The 20,339-nt window shown below is 44.7% G+C and carries 19 protein-coding genes; 1 reads left to right on the forward strand and 18 read right to left on the reverse strand.

The features are described from left to right. Window positions 1-6: 6 nt before the first annotated feature. The 16 genes from J2Y67_RS08630 to J2Y67_RS08705 form a co-directional block, all read right to left on the reverse strand. Window positions 7-378 carry a hypothetical protein gene (locus J2Y67_RS08630; RefSeq protein ID WP_310172888.1) on the reverse strand — a complete coding sequence of 124 codons (372 nt, stop codon included), beginning with the start codon at window positions 376-378 and terminating at the stop codon, window positions 7-9. Between the two features lie 15 nt (window positions 379-393). Beyond that, window positions 394-2,343, reverse strand: a complete 1,950-nt coding sequence (locus J2Y67_RS08635) for a protein kinase domain-containing protein (protein WP_310172890.1) — start codon at window positions 2,341-2,343, stop codon at window positions 394-396. Then, window positions 2,315-2,578, reverse strand: a complete 264-nt coding sequence (locus J2Y67_RS08640; protein WP_310172892.1) for a hypothetical protein — start codon at window positions 2,576-2,578, stop codon at window positions 2,315-2,317. The genes J2Y67_RS08635 and J2Y67_RS08640 overlap by 29 nt, the downstream gene beginning before the upstream one ends. A 59-nt stretch (window positions 2,579-2,637) precedes the next feature. Further along, entirely contained in the window at window positions 2,638-3,405 is a 768-nt protein-coding gene (locus J2Y67_RS08645; protein WP_310172894.1) for a PP2C family protein-serine/threonine phosphatase, read from the reverse strand. A gap of 143 nt (window positions 3,406-3,548) precedes the next feature. Then, window positions 3,549-4,613: a DUF6382 domain-containing protein gene (locus J2Y67_RS08650; protein WP_310172896.1), complete on the reverse strand. Its 1,065-nt coding sequence runs from the start codon at window positions 4,611-4,613 to the stop codon at window positions 3,549-3,551. A gap of 99 nt (window positions 4,614-4,712) precedes the next feature. Next, window positions 4,713-5,015: a pore-forming ESAT-6 family protein gene (locus J2Y67_RS08655; protein WP_310172897.1), complete on the reverse strand. Its 303-nt coding sequence runs from the start codon at window positions 5,013-5,015 to the stop codon at window positions 4,713-4,715. Between the two features lie 33 nt (window positions 5,016-5,048). Further along, the gene (locus J2Y67_RS08660; RefSeq protein ID WP_310172900.1) at window positions 5,049-5,351 is read right to left on the reverse strand and encodes a WXG100 family type VII secretion target; all 303 of its coding nucleotides are present in this window, start codon (window positions 5,349-5,351) and stop codon (window positions 5,049-5,051) included. A gap of 556 nt (window positions 5,352-5,907) precedes the next feature. Next, window positions 5,908-6,159: a ubiquitin family protein gene (locus tag J2Y67_RS08665; protein WP_310172901.1), complete on the reverse strand. Its 252-nt coding sequence runs from the start codon at window positions 6,157-6,159 to the stop codon at window positions 5,908-5,910. Further along, on the reverse strand, window positions 6,152-10,711 hold the full coding sequence (gene essC / locus J2Y67_RS08670) for a type VII secretion protein EssC (protein WP_310172902.1): 4,560 nt from the start codon (window positions 10,709-10,711) through the stop codon (window positions 6,152-6,154). Before essC ends, J2Y67_RS08665 begins: the two co-directional genes overlap by 8 nt. 55 nt (window positions 10,712-10,766) lie before the next feature. Then, entirely contained in the window at window positions 10,767-11,048 is a 282-nt protein-coding gene (locus J2Y67_RS08675) for a hypothetical protein (protein WP_310172904.1), read from the reverse strand. A gap of 480 nt (window positions 11,049-11,528) precedes the next feature. Then, the gene (locus tag J2Y67_RS08680; protein WP_310172906.1) at window positions 11,529-11,684 is read right to left on the reverse strand and encodes a hypothetical protein; all 156 of its coding nucleotides are present in this window, start codon (window positions 11,682-11,684) and stop codon (window positions 11,529-11,531) included. A 15-nt stretch (window positions 11,685-11,699) separates the two neighbouring features. Next, window positions 11,700-12,035, reverse strand: a complete 336-nt coding sequence (locus J2Y67_RS08685; protein WP_310172908.1) for a hypothetical protein — start codon at window positions 12,033-12,035, stop codon at window positions 11,700-11,702. A 170-nt stretch (window positions 12,036-12,205) separates the two neighbouring features. After that, window positions 12,206-12,529, reverse strand: a complete 324-nt coding sequence (locus J2Y67_RS08690; RefSeq protein ID WP_310172910.1) for a WXG100 family type VII secretion target — start codon at window positions 12,527-12,529, stop codon at window positions 12,206-12,208. 205 nt (window positions 12,530-12,734) lie between these two features. Then, window positions 12,735-12,989 carry a hypothetical protein gene (locus J2Y67_RS08695; protein ID WP_310172912.1) on the reverse strand — a complete coding sequence of 85 codons (255 nt, stop codon included), beginning with the start codon at window positions 12,987-12,989 and terminating at the stop codon, window positions 12,735-12,737. Between the two features lie 210 nt (window positions 12,990-13,199). After that, window positions 13,200-15,197 (reverse strand): penicillin-binding transpeptidase domain-containing protein, encoded by a 1,998-nt coding sequence (locus J2Y67_RS08700; RefSeq protein WP_310172915.1) that lies wholly within the window; start codon window positions 15,195-15,197, stop codon window positions 13,200-13,202. Between the two features lie 195 nt (window positions 15,198-15,392). Further along, the gene (locus tag J2Y67_RS08705) at window positions 15,393-16,256 is read right to left on the reverse strand and encodes a M23 family metallopeptidase (protein ID WP_310172918.1); all 864 of its coding nucleotides are present in this window, start codon (window positions 16,254-16,256) and stop codon (window positions 15,393-15,395) included. A 119-nt stretch (window positions 16,257-16,375) separates the two neighbouring features. On the opposite strand from J2Y67_RS08705, the gene J2Y67_RS08710 reads away from it, so the two are divergent. Further along, entirely contained in the window at window positions 16,376-16,798 is a 423-nt protein-coding gene (locus J2Y67_RS08710) for a VanZ family protein (protein WP_310172920.1), read from the forward strand. Here the strand turns inward: J2Y67_RS08710 and J2Y67_RS08715 are convergent. Next, window positions 16,723-17,742, reverse strand: a complete 1,020-nt coding sequence (locus tag J2Y67_RS08715; protein WP_310172925.1) for a nuclease-related domain-containing protein — start codon at window positions 17,740-17,742, stop codon at window positions 16,723-16,725. The two genes, J2Y67_RS08710 and J2Y67_RS08715, sit on opposite strands and share 76 nt — an antisense overlap. A gap of 1,425 nt (window positions 17,743-19,167) precedes the next feature. After that, complete coding sequence (gene spoIID / locus J2Y67_RS08720; RefSeq protein ID WP_310173153.1) at window positions 19,168-20,199, reverse strand: stage II sporulation protein D; 1,032 nt, start codon at window positions 20,197-20,199, stop codon at window positions 19,168-19,170. Window positions 20,200-20,339 lie beyond the last annotated feature (140 nt).

Here is a 20,339-nt window from a genome sequence, read left to right on the forward strand (position 1 = left end):
TCCCCTCTAGATCATCGTGTTGGAATGCACAATCATCACATCTACTTCTTTGGTAAATTCGTTTTCTACTAAAAGTGTTGTTTCTTCTACTAAGAGAGTCGTTTCCTCGATGGTCCCCAGCAACACCGTTTCCGTTACCTCCAACTGCTCCGTTTCTTCCGCAGCCGCCGATTCCGCATACTGCTTTTTCAGCATGATTTCCTTTGTCTGTTTATCTCCTGATTCCTCATCGGTCTGGCGGCGTTTTTTTCGAAACTGAATACCGGTTAAATCAGTAAAAACTTGGGCAATTTCCATTTTTACAAAAAGAACAATCGAGACGGTTAGGGTAATTAGGGCGCCAGCCAAGCTCCCATAGAACATCATTTGGTAACCCATTTTTCCTCCCCCTTTCTACCTGATTCCGAGTGTCTTGAGCCTCTCTGCCAGCTTATTAAAATCGAGATCGCTCTTCGCGCCGGCAATTTTACTAGCTTGTTCATAGACCTGTTTCGCCCGCTTATAGCTGCGCTTGCCCTCCGGCTTGGCTTGTTCAATATCCAGCAATAAGTCTGCTAGTTTCAAATACGCATCCAAGTATTTCGGATAGTTTTTAATGGTTTGCTGCAGCTGCCAGGCGGCCTTGTCCGGCTCATTCATACTTTGATAAATCACGCCGATTTTCGTGAACACTTCCGGCTTGTTTTGTATGTTCAATTGAAGCAGCTTTTGATATTGGTCAATAGCTTGTTGAAAATCTGCGCGGGCATGTGCCGTTCCCGAATCTTGCGCGTTTGCCCCTCTGCTGTAATAGGCCTGACCCAGTTTGCTTTCAAAATCCTCTTTATATTGGAATTGCAATTTTTCATCCCCGATTAAGTCGAGGACCTCGTAGGCTTTATTCATAATCTCGATCGTTTTCGTATTCGCATCGGCAATCTGGCCCTTATAAGAGATATAAATCCCGGCTAAGGATTTATAGTTATCGACCTTTTTCCGGTCATTGGCGAGCCCGTCATTAAATTTTTCAAACTTCTTCAGGTTTTCGGCAAAGCTTCGATAATCAATATTCATCGAGCTCGCCTGCGTGGCAATCGTTTCATAGTATTGCACGTCAGGAATTTCCTCGGGGTCGACATGATTAAAATGCTTCAGCGCCTCCGGGTAATTATGCTTCAGATCAAAATAGGTCATCCCCATCTTGAAGCGAAGTTCGCTGTTTTTCTGGATACTCCCGTATTCATCATCGATATAGGTTTCAATTTTTTCTAAGCCGGCATCGGTTTCATCGCGGTTAATAAATAAATCCAGCAAACCGATATAAGCCTCAGGACGCCTTTTATCGACATTTGTGATCGCTTTTTCCAGCAATTTGAGCGCCTTTTGGTCCTCGCCATTCATATGCGAGACACCCGCGGCATTTACTAGTTTCATATAATCCTGGAACTCCGTATTTTTGATCCCCTTATAACCAGCGACAGATGTCGTTGTAAAAATAAAAAACAGTATGACAGGGATCAGAAACACCGATAATTTTTTCCGCAGCTTCTGCTTGTACCCTTCCGTCAACTTGTTAATATTGTAAAAATCATATAATAGCTCACTGCTGCTTTGATAACGGTTGCCCGGCTCGGACTGGGTGCATTTATTGATGATATGTTCGAGCCCTTCCGGCAGGGCCGCATCCCAGTGACGGATCGGTTTCAGTTCAAAGGGCGGTTCATTGATGCTTTTTCCGGTAACGAGATGGTACAGCGTGACGCCCAAACTATAAATATCGGTTCGCACATCGGTCTGCTTGCCGGAGATCTGCTCGGGCGCGGCATAGGATTTGGTCCCGAGATTGGTCGTGTCGGTCGTGCTTTCTGCCTTGAACTCCCGGGCAATCCCGAAATCTACTAATTTAATTTTGCCCTCCGGGGTCAGCATAATATTGTCCGGTTTCATATCCCTGTATATAATCGGATGGGGTTTTCTTGTATGTAAGTACTCTAAAACATCACCGAGCTGTTTTGCCCAATCAATCACTTTGGGGGCGGAAATCGTTTTTTCGCGTTTCAGTTTTTCTTTTAGCGACTCGCCCTCGATGTAGTCCATGACGACATAGATGTCGCCTTTTGCATCGATAATGTCATAGATTTTCGGCAAGGCCCCGTGGTCGAGTTTTTTCAGCATGTTGGCCTCGACAATCAAGCTGTTGATGAGCAGCTCATTGTTGCTCGACTCGCGCTTGCGGATATCTTTTACAACTAGGGATTTATTAAGGTGGTTATCCATGGCGAGGTAGACAATGCTCATCCCGCCCCGGCCGATTTCCTTTAATATTTCATAGCGATCATCGATTACTGTTCCAATCTGTATCAAGAAAAACTCCCCCGATGGTTGATAACGTTTGGTGGTGGTTGAGTGTTGTGGTTCTGGGTTTCGCCAATTGGGGTGTGCGTTTCGCCAATTGGGTGTCGTTTTCCGCCAATTGGAGGTCCGGTTTCGCCAATTGGGTGCCGTTTTCCGCCAATTGGAGGTCCGGTTTCGCCAATTGGGTGCCGTTTTCCGCCAATTGGCGGGGTCCATGCGCCAATTGGCGACTGCTTTCCGACAATTGGCAGCGCCTTTCCGACAATTAGTCATCGCTTTCCGACAATTGGCGCTCTCTCCCGCTTATACCACTTCTGCCACCACAACCGAAATGTTATCGACTTCTTTTCGTGCTTTCACTAACTCTACTAACCCGATTACTTTTTCCTTCATCTGTTTTTCATCCGTCAGCTTGGACGGATGAAAGTTCTCAACCAGCTCTTCCTCTGAAATCTGATGGTAAAATCCGTCCGAACACAACATAAATACCGTCTTTTCCTTAAGATCTCCCGTAGAGAAGGCAATCTTAATATCCTTTGTTGCCCCGACGCATTGCAGCAACACATTTCGACGCGGATCCGATTTGGCCTGCTCTTCTGTCAGGTTGCCACGGGCCACTTCTCTTGCCACTACCGTTTGATCCGTCGTTACTTGCGTCAGGGTGCTCGAAATTTGATAGACTCTGCTGTCGCCAATGTGGACGATGTAGTATTTATGATGAACAATGAGCAGAGCCGTAACGGTTGTCCCTAATGTTACCTTTTCTGATTCCCCATAGCTCAGGATTTTCTCATTTAATTGCTTAATACAGGTTTCTAACTCCGTCTGGATATCTTCCTCAATGTGCTCGGATTTCGCGATTCTCGGCATCTCAGAGTCAAACCAGTCCGACATCCCCCTAATGACCGTTGCGCTGGCGAGCTCTCCGTGGGACAGCCCCCCCATGCCGTCACAGACAACGAAAAGACCAACCTGTCCTTTTGGAGTCCGAGCTGTTTTTAGTAATAACCCATCCTGATTGGTTTTCTTTTTTATACCTACATCCGTATGGTATGCCGTTAAAATAGACATTTTCAAACCTCATTCTTTTTTGAAACTTTGATGGTGGTGCCGGGGTGCAAAATTACACCTTATATCAGCTTTGCTTTTACCCTTTTCAGAAAAACCCCTCTCCCACGGCAATGAAAGAGCTATCCGCGAATCAAAAGACTCTATTAAAACAGTCTAAAAACAAACTCCTCGTTTGCTAGTTTAATTTTATCCTCATGCTTCAGCTTGGTTTTACTATTCTGAACAAGCCTTACTCCGTTTAAGTAGCTGCCGTTTCGAGACTGTTTGTCGACAAAAAAATATTCTCCATTCACCGTAAGGATCTCCGCATGAACGCGGCCGACCACTTTATTTTTCGCAACAAAATCTACTTGTTCTGGATCCCTGCCCAGCTTAAAAACAGCCTTCGTCAGGGAGATTTTTTCCCCCGTTGCTGCCTCTAGAAGAAACGGCTGCGCTAAAGTGTGCGGCCCAACCCCTAATGCCGTGGTGCCCTCTTCCTCCTCAACACTCACTGAACCTAAAACCGTTGTCCCTTCTTCAACTGCAGCAGCTGCTTCGCTAATCATGTTCCCCTGGCTTGGACTATAAAAATGAGCCTGTGGAACACCCTTGTTCGTTTCCGTCAATGGACCTGCAATACCTGCAGCCAACTCCTTCAATGCTTCTTTAAAATGCAGTAAAGGAAGGTCGGTGTTTTTTACAAGATAATTGTGGAGCTTGATGAAAAATAACAAATCATCTGCTTCATCGTACGGAGCATCGGCGATTAACGTTTTAAGAAACTCGTTCATTGATACCTTTTCAAAAACATTAACTTTAACCGGAACATACAAAAATACTAATCTATTTGAAAAGTCATCAAGGAAGATATATTTCTTGTTGAGCAGGATTTTCTCGAGATCTAAGCCGTTTTTCTCAAGGTCCTCCAGACCTTCCATCATCTTTAAAAGTGTGGCCACCAGTTGCTCCTTCGATAACGTACTAGCGAATAGCTGCTCCAAATTAACAGGTGAAATCATATCATAGCGAAGCGCAGCCGCCCCATCCCTCTTCACCACGCCGAACGGCAGCAACCCCGAGATCCGCAGCTTATTATTCGTCAACAGATCCGTCTCCGCCCGATCAGCCACCATCTCCATATCCAGCTCCATCCCGTTCGGAACCGGATAATAAAAAAACTTTGAAAACCCGTAATCCTCCAAGCTGAGGTCCAGATTCCTAATCATCTATTCTTCCCTCCCAATCTTAGTGGTGCCTGACAAAATTCGACAGTGCCAAGCACCACCCGAATTTTCTTGTTTCACAGAGTGTTCCACAAATCCAAACTATTTGAATGCGCTGGCGTTGTTGTTGATGGCGGCTTCTGTGCTGTCATATGAGTTTACAGTTTGGTCTAAGAATTTTGAGTAGCTTTCGACGATGTCGCGGAAGTTATCGAATTTTGGTACTAGTGCGTTAAAGTTGTTTCTGATGGTGTTGGACGCGTCACTATTCCACGCATTGGCTAAGGCGTTCATTTCTTTTTTGATTTCGTCCAGTCTCGCTGTTAAGTTGTGGTTTAACGTGCGGATTTGGCTGGCGGTACTGGTGACCTCATTAAGACCAATTTTAATTCCTTCAATTGTCATTAGTTCCACCTCTCTTTCCTAGTAATCTATTGATTAATTTTGCAGACGTTTCGCTGCAGAAACGATATCTGACTGGGTGTTTCTGTATGTTTTTGCACTAACTTTTAGGAAATCGGAGTATTGTCTCATGAGCTGAGTCATTTTTTGGAAATCATCTGTAAATCCTTTGATTTGCGTAGTGTATGCAACGTTATCCTGCCCTTGCCAAGCAGCCTGCATCCCGTCTACTTCTTGAAAAAGTGATTTATACAGTCTTTCATATTCAGCTGATTGCTGGTCAATCTTATTTGCTGCATCCTCCAGCTTTGCCGGGTCCACCATAATTGATCTTGCCATGCTTCTCACCTCCTTTAAAGTGCTGGTCAGTTTGAAGAGGAGTTACGCCAATTGGGGCTCGTTTTTCGCTAGTTGGACCGTGCTTTCCGCTAGTTGGGGACCGCTTTCAGCCAGTTAGCTAGGCTTTTACGCTAGTTAGACTGTCTTTCGCCAATTGGGGCTCGTTTTTCGCTAGTTGGACCGTGCTTTCCGCCAGTTGGTGACCACTTTTCGCCAGTTAGCTTGGCTTTTACGCTAGTTAGATTGTCTTTCGCCAATTGGGACTCGTTTTTCGCCAGTTGGACCGTGCTTTCCGCTAATTGGGGACCGCTTTCCGCCAGTTAGCTAGGCTTTTACGCTAGTTAGACTGTCTTTCGCCAATTGGAGAGGCTCTTTTACGACAATTAGCTACCTTCTTCCGACAATTGAAGACTGTTTTACGACAATGGATGCTCCTTACGACAATGGGAAAGGCTTTTGCGACAATAGACAACCTCCCAACGACAATGAAACACCCCTTACCGACAATAGAAACCTGCCATACGACAATAAGACCCCAATCTCGCTATACCTTCATTCACAGCAGCATCAACTTCTCACCATTTTTCAACCCAAGCTCCTCGATCGTCCTGCCCAGATCAAGCACACTCCCCGTTTTCCGATCACATAGAATCGTTTGTTCCGATGCCTTGTAATAGCCTTGCGAAAGCTCCGAAACGGCACTCGACAACAACATCAACACCTCATACAGCTTACTTTTCACCGGAATAAACACATCAAAGGAGCGTGAGGCGGCGGGGTTATAGACTTCAACTAAAATCTTATGCATATTGCACCGCCCTCTCTTCCCGAACCGCAGCAGCCGTCACAAGCTTCAAAAGCTTCACTTTGCCTTTCTGAATCACATAGCCAAAGTCCTCCGGCAGCTCCCCATACAGGTCGTTCGTGATTTTGCTAATTTTAAAGACATATTGTTCGGCAATGCCGTTGCCGACCCAAATTGCCTGATTCAACGATACCTGTTTTTGGAACCATGCTTCATACATAATCGGGCTGATTTTGTCGGCCGCATCGGCGATGATCATCGTCACGTTAAGCCCGTTTCCTTTTTCTAAAAATACCTTCAACTTATCCTTGCCATCCTCAGATAGCTGCGCCATTAATCCGCTTAATGAATTCACCAAACAGGTCATCTTCTCAAACACTGGGGGCTCTTGGCCTTCCGCAAGAGCATCCTTCATGGTGTTGTTGCGATACACTAATGTATTAAATAAATGAACAATCATCTCTTCAGGCTCGCTGACATATTGGTACCCACGATCAGGGGCCGCGACCGCAAAGCCAGCCCCAGCATCCAGTACGATCACCTCGCCGTCGGCCCTAGACGACACAACCTCTGCCAGCCCCTGCATGAACCCGGAGCAATCGTCGACATTCATCGCCGAAACCAAATTCACAAACGAAGCATCGAAATCATACCCGACAACCGCTAAAGATCCTTTTTCCACACCAATCGGCACACCGGAAACACCATCAACTTCAGCCAAATAATGCACATCCACCTTCTCCGGTAAAAGCGGTACCCGCTTCGCCCTAGCGCCTTGCCACTGATAGCTTCGGCAATAATCGGTTACAAAGCGATACAAATCAGCCGAATCACGACTAATTTGCGCCACCTGGAATTCGTAAACCGCATCACTTTTAAAAATCCCCCGTCCCTTAAACTTCGAAGGATAGACTCCATCGACATGGCCCAATACCCCCGAGTATTCAGAAGCATCATTTAGCTGCAGCACATACAACTGTTTAAAGTTCTGCAGCAGGCGGTACCTTAGCGCACCTGTATTTAAAGCGGTCACCACAAAATAAACTCCATATTTTAGACCCTCGCGCGTCAAATAGGAAATCGTTTCCTCATAGTGCTCATACGTTTCGGCAAACGCCGAATAATTATGGATGGCTACCACGATTGACGGAACCAATACTGGCGACATTTTATTAAAAGCTTTAAAATCGCCCCCGTACTCAGCAAATCGCTTCTTCCGGACGGCAATTTCGTCCGATAGCATTTTAAAGAGATTCCCGATTTTCTCCGCTTCATGTGAAAGCATGACATCACCGACATGCGGCGCTTCACGATACCAGCTCAAGGTCTCGGAGCCAAAATCGAGGAGATAGAGATTGACCTCGTCTGGCGTATGCTCCTCCATCAACGAATAGACGAGCGTGGTCAAAAGCGTCGTTTTCCCGCTGCCGGCAACTCCGTAGACAACCGTATTTCCTTCAAATGGCAGCCGCAGCACACCCCGCCTTTGATTCGCCGGGTCATCGTATTCGCCAATCACCGGATTCAACTCGGAACTTGATGCAACGCCGTACTTTGCTTTTAGCTCATCCACAAAAATATCGGCTGGAATCGGCTCAAGCCACAGCGGCTTCACCTGTATCTTTTCCTGCTCTGCCAGCCCTGCAAGATAGTTTACCACTTCATCTATTTGCTTCATCGGATTCTTCACTCGGCGCTCCCGCTCAAGCCGTGCCTTCTTCACAACGCGGCCCAAATGGTCGATGACCTCAATCCCGTCATCCACCTGCTTTTCAACCCGATCAGCAGGATAATACGGCGCACCGGCCCATGCCGACTGCCCCAGCTCAAACAGCTCGTTATAGCCGACCTGGAGGAAGAAACGACCGGTTTGCGATAATTCCGCGGCATCGGGACGCTTGATGACCTCCATACTGTCGGCCTTCTCCTGCACCTTCAGGCTGATGCGGAACTTACTGTTGCTCCAAATCTGATCATCGACGACCCCGGAAGGCTTTTGCGTCGCCAAAATCAAGTGCACGCCCAAGCTCCGGCCAATCCGCGCCGCGCTGACGAGCTGGTCCATAAATTCCGGCTGCTGCGTTTTTAACTCGGCAAACTCATCGGAAATCATCATTAAATGCTGGAGCGGCTCGGTCACGACGCCCTCGCGGTACAACTTTTGATATTTATAAATATCGATATTGCTTTCATTCAGGCGACGGCTCGTTTCGCTAAAAATGGCCTGGCGCCGCTTCAATTCACTTTGAATCGAAATGAGCGAGCGCTTTACCGCCGCACCGTCTAAGTTGGTAATCGTCCCGGCGAGATGCGGCAAGTTCAAAAAGGCATTCGCCATGCCGCCGCCCTTGTAATCGATTAAAATAAACGCCACTTCATCGGGATGGTAATTCACTGCGAGTGATAAAATCAGCGTCATAATGAATTCACTTTTTCCCGAACCAGTCATTCCGGCAATCAAGCCGTGCGGTCCGTGGTATTTTTCGTGAAGGTCGATTGTGAAGTGCTCACCGCGAGCGTTGACCCCAATCGGCGTCCCCATCGTGAGAGTTGGATCATTCTCACTCCACCGCGCGAGCGCGTTCAAATGTTCAATTTTTCCGACTCCAAACATTTCTAAAAAGGTCATCATTTCCGGCAAGGTGTAAGCTTCAACGGAAGAGGCCAGCTGGATATTCGCCAATTTGACGGCTACTTCCTCGGCATCCTCACAGAAATAAATATCGGGCTCAAACGCCTGATATTTACCGGAAAGGTCATCCTTGTCGTAAATTTTTCCGACCACACCATCAAGCTCAACGACATTCGAGCATTCCTTCGGCAGTTTTTCAAGCTCGTCATAAAGGGTAATTAAGCTGAAGCCGAGGTCCTTCTTCTCTTTTAACAGCAAATTGACCATTTCCGCTTTTCCCGCTAGCTCTTTGTTCATTAAAAACACGACATAATGCGGCGGTGCCGGCTCCCACTCATTTGCTTCCCGAACCGCAATCTCCTTTTCAAAATAAGCAGAAAGCTCCTTCATTTCATTAGCATCCGTTGCGATAAAGCGGATTTTTTTCTCATCCTCCCAAACATGTGGCAGCCATTTGACAAACTCCCACGGCTCCTGTTGGTCGTAAATGAATACAAGTTTCAGCTCATCATAGCTATGCAAGGCCGTTAATTGAAAAATAATCCCCTTCACAAAATCTATGACATTTTCTCTAGGCCCAATGATTCCGCTCACCCGGTCTTCCATAAAAGACAGAGTGACAGGCACATGCGGGAGGATTTTCGGGGCATCTGCCAATTGGTATAAGGCTTCCTGAAGATTATCGTCCTGCAGGGTAAATTTCTTTTCCGGGTACTTGATTTCCGCAACCATCGGGATATCGCCAAGCCCGACACGTACACGCAAAAAATCATTCTGGCCTATGGCCCGCTCCCACAAATTGCGTTCGCGCTGGTCAATCCGCTGCAGGCAGTTCGCCAGGGAGACATGGTTTTCGTGGAGAATCTCGCATTGATGCGAGCATTCTTCCCGAATCGCTTTTTTCATATCTTCTAAGTATTGCAAATATTTTCCCTGACGGATTTTCTCTTGGGCGATCCGCCGTTTCTTTTCAAACTGTTTTGTTAAAATCGGCCAGAGAATCATCCCGATGAGCATGCTGATCGACATCACCAATGTCGGCATCGCATACATCATATCGCCATTTGTCCGCCTCACATTGAGCACGGCGAACACACCTGTGGCAAGGGACGCCATCCCCATCGTAATCGAAGGGCCAAGCATTAACATCAGCGGCGTCTCATCCGGTTCACGCGGCTGCGGCGGCGGATCAATCTTGATCGTTTTCCGCTCTATTTCTCGCTTAAACCTTGGTGAGCGGTAGAACAAATCTTCATTCTTTTCTTCTACTAAAAAATCATCGAGCTCATCGTCTTCTTCGATGACCGGCTTTTCTACAGCAAACGGCTGAAAACTACCCCGGTCTAAAAAAACAAGCTGATGGGGATTATTTAATGAAAGCATGCGCCCATTAAAAATAATCCGTAACCCCATAATCGAGATGACATCACCAATAGCTAGAACTTTTTCGCTGATTCTTTCCCCGTTCACATACGTACCGTTTGAACTGTTCAGGTCGCGCAGCTTTGCCTGCCCATCGCCGCTGTATTCAATTAACGCGTGTGTGCTGGAAACCAGTTTATTGGTAAAACAAATATGATTATCCTTGGCACGACCAATCTTGACCACACCTGCGGTTACAATATGTCTCGAAAATTCGTTGCGGTCCTCGCTGAAGGGCTCGACATAGAGCAATGCAGAGGAATTGCCGCCCCGGTCAATGGTATAGGTCATAAATGGCTCGAGCAGCGCTTTCAGATCGGAATCTTTCAGGTGGGCATATTTATTGGATTTTACATACCATTTGCCCTCTTCCGCTTCGACCGCCATCAGATCTTTCGGATTACCAGCGTTATCTTCAGTTGTCAGGATATATCTTCCGGTAATTTTTTCGGGCAGCACAAGCGTAAACGCCTTGTCCCGATCAAAAAGCGTTAAAATCAAAAGCATTCTCCCCTTATACTGTTAAGCTCGTAATCTTGGAATCCTTTGATAGCCATTATCTAAAATCTTTAATTAATTTTGGTATAAGATATATGAGGGCAATAACGGTAAGAACAAGAAGAAGCCTTTTCTGCCGTTTATCTCCGATTCGATATTCATTAATTAGATTCAAAATCATTGCAACGATTGTCCATGCAAAAAAGCTACAGACAAACATCCCACCAATCGCTTTAACAATATTGTAAAAGTTACTAAAAAAATGCGGATTTACAAACAGCACTGCACAATCAAATAAATAAAGGTCGAGCCTGCGCTCCAGGTGGAGACGCTTTTCCATGTGTTTTTAAGCACGAGCAATTCCTCCTATTAATTTGGAAAAACACACGTGATTAACCATCTCGTGTGTTTTTGCTTTGGATTATAGGGAATTCCTCTCAAAAATATTTTTTAAATATAATAGAAAATCACTAAACCCAAAACAAAAATAGAAACGAGCATCAAGTCCTTTCTTTTGACCCACGAACACTTCCAAAATCGCACATTTTCTCATTCATATCCTATATCATACAGAAAATTCCAGACAATGAGTACACTACTTTTGTATCAAATTCTGTCTAATGATGGTGACAAACGCCCTAGTAGAAATCGAAAACTATCACTTTATTCCTAGCGCGAGGGAATTAACCACCAACAAAAATACACACAAGGGTTCCTAACCATCCTGTGTGCATGTTATTATTTTGGATCCTATTCATTCACCATTGCCACCGGGCTCTCGCCTTTTGCATCCTTTTCCTCATCCATAGCTGTTTCAGCATTAATTGATGGACAGTGGAATCCATAATGGCCGGCCATTCTTTTTCGCTTTTTCCCCTAAAAGAAGCCTCACAATGGAATTAGCCACCCCCGGATATCCATTGATGGTTACCAATAATGCAAGTTCCTCTGACGTACACGTCATAATAGAATCCATCATTTCACAGTCCTTTTATAAAAAAATTGCATCTAGAAACGCTTTTAAAATGTAATAGATTATCACACAAACCCAGAACAAAACAAAAATAGAAACGAGCATGAACAACTTTCTTTTAATCCAGGAGTATTTCATAAATCTTTTATTGAGATAAGGCCCCAACCCGAAAATCGCAACCATCAGAAAGTTAATGATCTTTTGAAAGATATTGGTGGGATTTTCCGTATATCCTAATTCATATTGATTGGTGATTGCCCTTCCCAAAACTAGTACCAATACACTAAAAATCATTTGGACTCCCATGTAATAGATGATTAGACCTTTAACAATTTCCAACTTTTCTTGTGTCATGTTTTAACCCTTACTTTTTCTTATTCTGTACACCATCAGTTGAACCAACTTTTAAAATGATAGGCCGTCCTTAAATCTGATAATTTTATAATATCCGGTGCGAGACCGGCCCCCGTACTTTTTACAAAATCAGTTTGTATTTTAATTCTCAACACGGTTTCACACCTCCATTATTTTTTCTCATGTGCCTTTTTGGCCTCAGCCTTTGCTTTCGCCTCTGAATCTGCTTTCGCTTTCGCTTCTTCCTCCTGTTTAATACCGTCTGCAGCGGAGCTGATATCCGAGCTAATCCCCTCCAATTTTGAAGCGAGCGCCATCATTTCCCTATTCATCTGCTCAATCGCCTGGTTCACATACAGCATTTCTTGAGCCTGCCAGCCATTGTTTAAACTACCTCTCGTCTGCATTAAATGCTGCTGGACATCGCGGAGAGTTGAGGCATAATGACTGATTTTATTGGCCTGGGAATGGGCTAAATGAACATTAATTCCCACTAAATCACCTACTTTTATGTAAAAACTACCCTATTTTTTTATTCATTATAAAATTTTTCCTTTTGTTATGCTATACAATTGGGAGAAATCGGGTAATTACTCCTGGTAGGAAGGAGATATTATTTCCCGCCTTTCTCCAAAATCAGGGGCAGTAAACACAAAAAGGCCGCCCCATATTTTAAGGCAGCCTTAGCAGATTCGTTTTTTATAGAAAAATCATTTCCAAAATATTCTTCACAATGTAATAAACCATCACATAGACAAGGGATAGAATCATAATGGAACTAAGCATCAGGGTTTTTCGAACAATCCAAGAGTATTTCATAAACCTTTTATTAAGATACGGCCCAATTCCAATAACAGCAATCGTACAAAAAGTACTAGCCCTCTGAAACATGTTTTGCGGGTTTTCATAAACCCCTGCATTATATGTATGGAGAACACGCCTGCCCGCTACCATTACTAAAAAGCAAAAAGTGATATGTAAACACAAAAAATAGGCGAAAATGTCCAGTATTACTCTTAAAGTTTCCGGTGTCATAAAACTCATACCTTTTTGGATTCATTATAAAATCAGATGAACCATTGTGCTATAGTGTTTAGGGAAATTAGGTACATCCTCCTAAAACATGCAAAAAGCCAGGCAGAGTTCTCCGCCTGGCTTTCCACCCTATTTCCACATCTTAAAGACCTTCGTCACTTTCTTCACCGGCACCTGCGAGCCGCCGCGTTTCTCGACGTTCTCAATCATCATCGCAATCATCAGGTTCGGTTTCTTCGGATTATACGCGATGAACCAGCCATTTTGCGTTCCGAGCTCGCCCTGCTTCTGCTTAATCTCAGCCGTCCCGGTTTTTCCCGCCAGCGGGTAGCCCGGAATATTCGCCGCACGCGCCGTTCCGCCTGGATCTGTCACAACTTTCCGTAACATCGGTGCAATCGTCGCTACCGCATCCGGCGTCATCGCCTGCTCCTGAAGCACCTGACTCTTCTTGTCACCTGCCAGCAAAATGGGCTTCATCATATTGCCACTGTTGACAAGTGGCGTATACGCCGCCATCAAGCTCACGATATTCATTTGGATTTGCCCCTGCCCGTAGCCTGAATCTGCTAGTGAAATTTCACTGCTAAGACTCCCAATGGTCGCCTTCTCTAATGGGAACGGATAGTCCAACTCTTTTTCAAAACCAAACTTTTTCAGGCCATCCACAAACGCCGTCCGGCCTGTTTTCAGTGCCGCCTGCGCGAAATAGATGTTGTCAGAGTATACGAAGGCTTTTTCAAGATTGACCGGGCTTGCTTCATGAACCCGTGTCACATAATAGCCTCCCCATGACTTGCTCTTCTGCCATTTCAGCCCTTTAATCGCCACCGACTGCCCTGGTGTAATCGCCTTGTTCTCAAGCGCAATCGCCGCCGTAATCGGCTTCATCACTGACCCTGGTGCATACGTTTGTTTAAAGCGTGTGGTCAGCGGCATCTTTTTGTTGCCCTGCAGCGCCTTCCATTCGGAAGCCGAGAATCCAAGCGACGCTTGATTCGGGTCAAACGATGGACTGCTTACGAGTGCCAGCGTTTCCCCGGTCATCGGGTTCATCGCCCCCGAGGTTCCGGCATCGCCCTGCATTTCATCATAAAGGTTCGCCTGCAGCTCCGCATCAATCGTCAGTTTAATCGTCTTGCCGTTCTCAACTGGCTTCTCGGCGAGCACCTCTTCACTGCCATCCTTCTTCTTAATCGTAATCTTCACGCCGGTCTGACCCTTGAGCTCCTTATCATACACTTGCTCAAGGCCGCGTTTTCCGATGAGATCCTGCGCGGTATAGCCCTTCGACTCCAACTCCTTTAGCTCCTCAGCGGTAATCGCCCCGACATAGCCCACCAACTGCGCCGCCGACTCCTTATATGGATAAATCCTTGCCGGCACATCCTTTGTCACCACCGACTGGATGCTCATCAGTTGATTGATCACCTTATGATCATCAAGCGGAATCCTTCTGAGCGGCACAAACAGCTCCGGCTTCACCCAGCTTGCCCCAAGATCCTGCTCAATCTGATCCGTTGAAATATCCAATAGTTTCGCCAGCTGCGCTATAATCTGCCCCTTTTTACCGCCCATCTTGCCAGGCACGACGCCGACTTCAATCACATCACCATTCACCGCCAGCCCGTTGCCATTGCGGTCAAGAATCTCGCCGCGCTCAGGGCTTGTCGTGCTCAACCCGATTTTATCGCCCTTCTGTAATTTTGGAAAAATGAACCCTGTATTCCAGTCTACGTACCAGTTCTTCTTATCGTCTTTTTCCTCTTTTTTTAACTTTGCCTTGTAAGTGAAGGAAATGGGACCAGCCATACTATTCATCTTGGCGTTAAAAGAATAGGTTGCCTTCTCTCCGTCCCCCTGTTTATCCTCTTTCGGCTTTTTGAAATTCACTTTGAGGTCCGTAATTTGCAGGTCTTTATAGATTTTTTCATAGCGCGACGTAAACTCCTCTTTAGAGATAGATTTTTTCGCGCTAGTTGAAAGGTAATCATACATTTGGTCAAATTTTTGTTGGTTCCATAATTTTATGTATGAAGCAAATCGGTCCTGCGGTGCAGGTTCCTTGTTGCAGCCGGCAAGCATTGTCACAACGACAAGCAGCAGAACCCCGATTAATTTTTTCACAGATGCTCCCTCCTTTTTTCTATTATTTTACCACCAGAGGGAGGCATCGACCAATTTTTAGGATATGGAATATTTCCGTTGGAGGAAAACAATGTGAAGGACAAGAAGATATCTATCCGCTGCAATGGGTTCCTTTTTCAAAAAAAAAACACAAAAAAGAGGAAAGTTCATTCCCCTTTCCCCTCTGTTCCATTATTATGAATTTGTGTCGGAAGAGCTGTCAGATGGTGTGCCATCTTCTTCAGATGATGTGCCTTGATCAGCTGGAGTTTGTGTGCTGTCATCGATTTTTTGCTGATCTGGAGTTATCGTGCTGTCATCCGCTTTTTGATCTTTTGCTTTATCTTCCGTTACTTTTTCTGTTGTGTCTGCTGCTGGTGTTGTGTTATCTTCCTGCAACGCGCTTAGCGTTTTGTTAAAATAGTTATCAGGATTGACCGCTACACCGTCTTTGCGGATTTCAAAGTGTACATGTGTACCCGCTTTTTCGTTGAATAAGCTTTGTCCAGCTTTGGCAAGGACATCACCTTGTTTTACTTGTTCGCCAACCTTGACCTTCATGTCTTTAACCGATGAGTATTGTGTAACTACCCCTTTTTCATGCTCGATTTCAATGACATTACCTAAAGTGGCATCTTCGTTTACTTTTGTAACCGTTCCACTTAAGGCAGCAACTACATCAAATGTTTCCCCGTTTTTCATCGTGATGTCGATACCGGTGTTTGGAACGTATTGATTATTGTAATGTACTAATGCTGCGACTTGCTCTTCCTTGCTTGCTTTGAAATCATAGAATTTCTTTTCTACGACTGCAGAGTCAGCATTTGCCACTGGCATTTTGAAGTTTTCCATTGATTTGTTGACTTCAACAGATGGCTCGTTGAATTTTTTCTGAGCGATGTCTGTGGCTTTGTTATCTTTTGTTGAACTGGTAAGGTTCGTGTACCAAAGAACACCTGTCAGAATGATTGCTGCACTTGCGATATAAATGGCTGGTAATACCCAACGCTTTTTGAAAAAGCTTTTTTGAGAAGATCGTTTGTTTTCTTCCTCTCTCATTTTTCATCACCTCAGCAATCATTCTGAACAGATCAGTAGAATTATATACACGAGGTGGAAAATTTTTTTAGTTTTTGTCAAGGTTTATGTTTTTATGCATGGAAAGGTGGAATTTTTTTATGAAGTTTTTTAAATGGGTGCTCCGGGTGCTGCCCGCCCTCTATATGGCGGCGATTTGGATCCAGTCGAGTTTTTCTTCCGATCATTTTGTCCGCCTCCCCGAGGAGGGCCTCGATAACACCATTAAAGAGTCGCTGCATTTGGTTGAGTTTGCGATTTTGTATGTTTTACTAGTGCTGGCGTTTTTGTCGTGGCGGGCGGGTTTGGGTGCTCGGCTGAATGTAGCTTGTGCGGTGTTTGCTGCGCTTTACGGCATCAGCGACGAAATTCATCAATCCTTCAATCCAGCCCGCTCCGCATCGTTGTTTGACATTTTTAAGGATTTTGTTGGAATTAGTGTTTGCTTCTATTTTGTGCATGGTGCTTTGTTTAAGGGTAAGTTTGCAGGATTGCGGAGGATGCTGGGGCTTGTGGGGGCGTAATAGACCCGCCCCTTATTCGTCCCGCTAAAAGATATATCCATGGAAGTTAGAATCGTATAAGCTACTCTACGGGATGAAATATTTAGAAGGGCCCTTAGTTCTACGTTTGTGATCGTCGGTTTAATCAAAAGGAAATGATCGTTAATGCGTTGAACATGTGCATCCTTAAATTTTTTCCCGCAATCTCGGCAATACCAAAAACCTCTTTGATAAATCATGGGACGTGTATGACAGTTGGGGCAGCGGACTCCCGGAAGAAGGTCCTTGGGAGAAATCTTAAATTTTTCAAGGATATCTGGATCATCCGGAACGTGATTCGCAAGTAAAAGGCGTGTGATTTTCCTCAAATCCTTTGGCTCCATTCTTTCCTGACAACTGTTTTCAATTAGCTCAATTTTTCCTAGTAAACCCTCACTATTGCAGATATTCCGGTTAATCTCGTAATTATTGGTGTCCGTGATGATGACCGTTTCCTCTTTACTGTTTACGAAAAGGTACATAATCGGCGGCACTGGATGATTGCGGTCCTGTAACCATTTCCTCAGCTTTTTAGCTTGTGTCTTGGCCTGTAGGACCGGGTTCTTTATTCTGGTCCTTTTATTGTTTTGTTTAAGCGTGGTTTGATCAAAATTCTTTTCGAAAATGATTTCACCACCCCGATTTTTAACTTCAAGGACTAGAAAGAATGAGGTACATAAAATCAGAATATCCATTTGAAAATAGTATTCTCCATCAAAGAGGCGGAGGTCATGGATGATATCATATTTTTTCATGTCGAGCTGTTTCAGATAAAATACTAGTGATTTTTGGCCTTGATATCCTCTCATTTGATTACTAAATTCTTGGAGAATTGCCGGTAATGTTGGGTGATCTGAAGGTAGGTCTCTGATAGCGGCCTCAAGTTTGGGGATGATGAGTGGGAGTGTGCATGGTTTTAGTTCCATTTGCATCGTCCTTTCGTTTTTTAGACTATTTCTTATTTTGTTACGTGTTTCCCTGCAAAAATCGCCTTTTTCGATGACAAATTTGTGACGGTTTAAAATTTGTTTTTCAGGTAGCTCTTATTTATGTTCTATTTTGCTTGGTTTATGTTCCAAACGACTATTTTTCATCCAAAAAGCCAGGCGGACGCCTGGATCAGGTCATATTCTTCCTCCATTTTTCGTTGATCCCCGCCCTTTTTAATTACCTTTTTCAATCGGCTTTCTAACTTATGTTCCTTTTCGCTTACTTTATGTTCCTATTTACCTCGTTTATGTTCCATTCCCCACGATATATGTTCCAAACGACTATTTTTTATCCAAAAAGCCAGGCAGATGCCTGGCTCAGGTCATTTTCCTCCCCCATTTTTGATCCAGAAGACTATTTTTCATGGATCTCCTTCCTTTCTAATTACCTTTTTCAATGGGCTTTCTAACTTATGTTCCTTTTCGCTCATTTTATGTTCCGATTTATCTCGTTTATGTTCCAACTCTACCAATATATGTTCCAATCAACTTTTTTCCATTCAAAAAGCCAGGCGGACGCCTGGCTCAGCTCAATTTCCTCCCCCATTTTTGATCCAGAAGACTATTTTTCATGGATCCCCTTCCTTTCTAATTACCTTTTTCAATGGGCTTTCTAACTTATGTTCCTTTTCGTTCATTTTATGTTCCGATTTATCTCGTTTATGTTCCATTCCCCACGATATATGTTCCAAACGACTATTTTTCATCCAAAAAGCCAGGCAGACGCCTGGCTCAGGTCATATTCTTCCTCCATTTTTCGTTGATCCCCGCCCTTTTTAATTACCTTTTTCAATCGGCTTTCTAACTTATGTTCCTTTTCGCTTACTTTATGTTCCTATTTACCTCGTTTATGTTCCATTCCCCACGATATATGTTCCAAACGACTATTTTTCATCCAAAAAGCCAGGCGGACGCCTGGCTCAGGTCATTTTCCTCCCCCATTTTTGATCCAGAAGACTATTTTTCATGGATCTCCTTCCTTTCTAATTACCTTTTTCAATGGGCTTTCTAACTTATGTTCCTTTTCGCTCATTTTATGTTCCGATTTATCTCGTTTATGTTCCAACTCTACCAATATATGTTCCAATCAACTTTTTTCCATTCAAAAAGCCAGGCGGACGCCTGGCTCAGCTCAATTTCCTCCACCATTTTTGATCCAGAAGACTATTTTTCATGGATCCCCTTCCTTTCTAATTACCTTTTTCAATAGGCTTTCTAACTTATGTTCCTTTTCGCTTACTTTATGTTCCGATTTACCTCGTTTATGTTCCATTTCCCACGATATATGTTCCGAAGCACAATTTTATGTTCCAACCCCACACAAAAAGCCAGGCATCCATACCTGGCTCAAAACTAATCTCCCTACTTCGACGCCGTAATCGTCGCCAACATATTCTGCGCCGAAGTAATCTGTATACCCTTATAATAATGCTTCACAATCTGCTTATAATTCTTCCCTTCCGCCGCCATTCCATTTGCTCCATACTGGCTCATGCCGACGCCATGGCCGAACCCTTTGGTGGCAATAACAATATGGTCACCCTTTCGGCTCCACGTGAAATCAGATGACTTTAAATCCAATTTATCGCGGATATCTTTTCCAGTTAACGTTTTTCCATTAAAATCGACTTTTCCTACACGATGCCCCGCCGTCCGGTCAATAATTTTTCCAATCGTTGGACCAGATCCTAGCGTAACGCCCAATTTTGCCTGAAACTCCGCGACAGGGACCACCTGCTGATTATAGAACTTCGGTGAATTCTTATCCCACGGGCTTGGAACGCTGCGTAGATATGGGTAGGCGTTCTCCCAATAATCCTCGGAATTTTCCGTATAGCCGTTACTAGTGGAGAAAAAGGAAGCATCGATGGGCTTGCCTTTATAGGTGATAATCATACCGCTCGTTGCCCTAACTGCCTCAAGAACTTTTTTCTTCTTCCAGCTGTAATCCATCTCCCATTCTTGCTTCAGCTCATCGTCGCTTTTATACACCTGATGAATCTGGGTATCCGTTACCTCCGCACCTTTTGGAACGCCAATTCGGTCGTCTTTATTCATCAGTCTTTCCACAATGTATGTTCTTGCGGTTAAAGCCTGAGCCTTAAGCGCTTCTTCCTGGAAATCAGCAGGCATTTCCGCCGCGACAACACCGACAAGATAATTCTCCAGCGGCACCGTTTCGATTTTTTCCTTCGCTGCGCGGTAGACCGATACTTCCACCGCCGAATCTGCAGACACGGTTGAAGGTTCCTTTGCCTTAGCCTTTGTCAGATCCTCGCCCAGTTTCCCATTCGCCTCGCCTTGGGCAAACGGCAATACCAAAACCGCGGGGATAATCAAAGTCACAGCAAATAGAATAGACGCTAGTACGATGAGTGGTTTGAATTTTTTCATGAAAGTGCCTCCAGTTTGAAATTTATCGTGACAGGTACCGTTCACGGACAAAACGGCGTTTTTGTCCGCGTAGGGCGCACAACCCCCTGTACCGATCTTACTCATTCCATCATATGGAGGTGGACAAGCATTTATGACTT

It is taken from the genome of Neobacillus niacini (assembly GCF_031456445.1).
GTDB classification, from domain to species: Bacteria; Bacillota; Bacilli; order Bacillales; family Cytobacillaceae; genus Neobacillus; species Neobacillus niacini_I.

Bases quoted from the DNA above. Each gene is read 5' to 3' on its own strand.
- J2Y67_RS08630 (WP_310172888.1), bottom strand. From the start codon at position 378: ATGGGTTACCAAATGATGTTCTATGGGAGCTTGGCTGGCGCCCTAATT.
- J2Y67_RS08645 (WP_310172894.1), bottom strand. From the start codon at position 3,405: ATGTCTATTTTAACGGCATACCATACGGATGTAGGTATAAAAAAGAAA.
- J2Y67_RS08650 (WP_310172896.1), bottom strand. From the start codon at position 4,613: ATGATTAGGAATCTGGACCTCAGCTTGGAGGATTACGGGTTTTCAAAG.
- J2Y67_RS08655 (WP_310172897.1), bottom strand. From the start codon at position 5,015: ATGACAATTGAAGGAATTAAAATTGGTCTTAATGAGGTCACCAGTACC.
- J2Y67_RS08660 (WP_310172900.1), bottom strand. From the start codon at position 5,351: ATGGCAAGATCAATTATGGTGGACCCGGCAAAGCTGGAGGATGCAGCA.
- J2Y67_RS08665 (WP_310172901.1), bottom strand. From the start codon at position 6,159: ATGCATAAGATTTTAGTTGAAGTCTATAACCCCGCCGCCTCACGCTCC.
- J2Y67_RS08675 (WP_310172904.1), bottom strand. From the start codon at position 11,048: ATGGAAAAGCGTCTCCACCTGGAGCGCAGGCTCGACCTTTATTTATTT.
- J2Y67_RS08680 (WP_310172906.1), bottom strand. From the start codon at position 11,684: ATGGATTCTATTATGACGTGTACGTCAGAGGAACTTGCATTATTGGTA.
- J2Y67_RS08685 (WP_310172908.1), bottom strand. From the start codon at position 12,035: ATGACACAAGAAAAGTTGGAAATTGTTAAAGGTCTAATCATCTATTAC.
- J2Y67_RS08695 (WP_310172912.1), bottom strand. From the start codon at position 12,989: ATGGTAGCGGGCAGGCGTGTTCTCCATACATATAATGCAGGGGTTTAT.
- J2Y67_RS08705 (WP_310172918.1), bottom strand. From the start codon at position 16,256: ATGAGAGAGGAAGAAAACAAACGATCTTCTCAAAAAAGCTTTTTCAAA.
- J2Y67_RS08710 (WP_310172920.1), top strand. From the start codon at position 16,376: ATGAAGTTTTTTAAATGGGTGCTCCGGGTGCTGCCCGCCCTCTATATG.
- J2Y67_RS08715 (WP_310172925.1), bottom strand. From the start codon at position 17,742: ATGGAACTAAAACCATGCACACTCCCACTCATCATCCCCAAACTTGAG.
- spoIID (WP_310173153.1), bottom strand. From the start codon at position 20,199: ATGAAAAAATTCAAACCACTCATCGTACTAGCGTCTATTCTATTTGCT.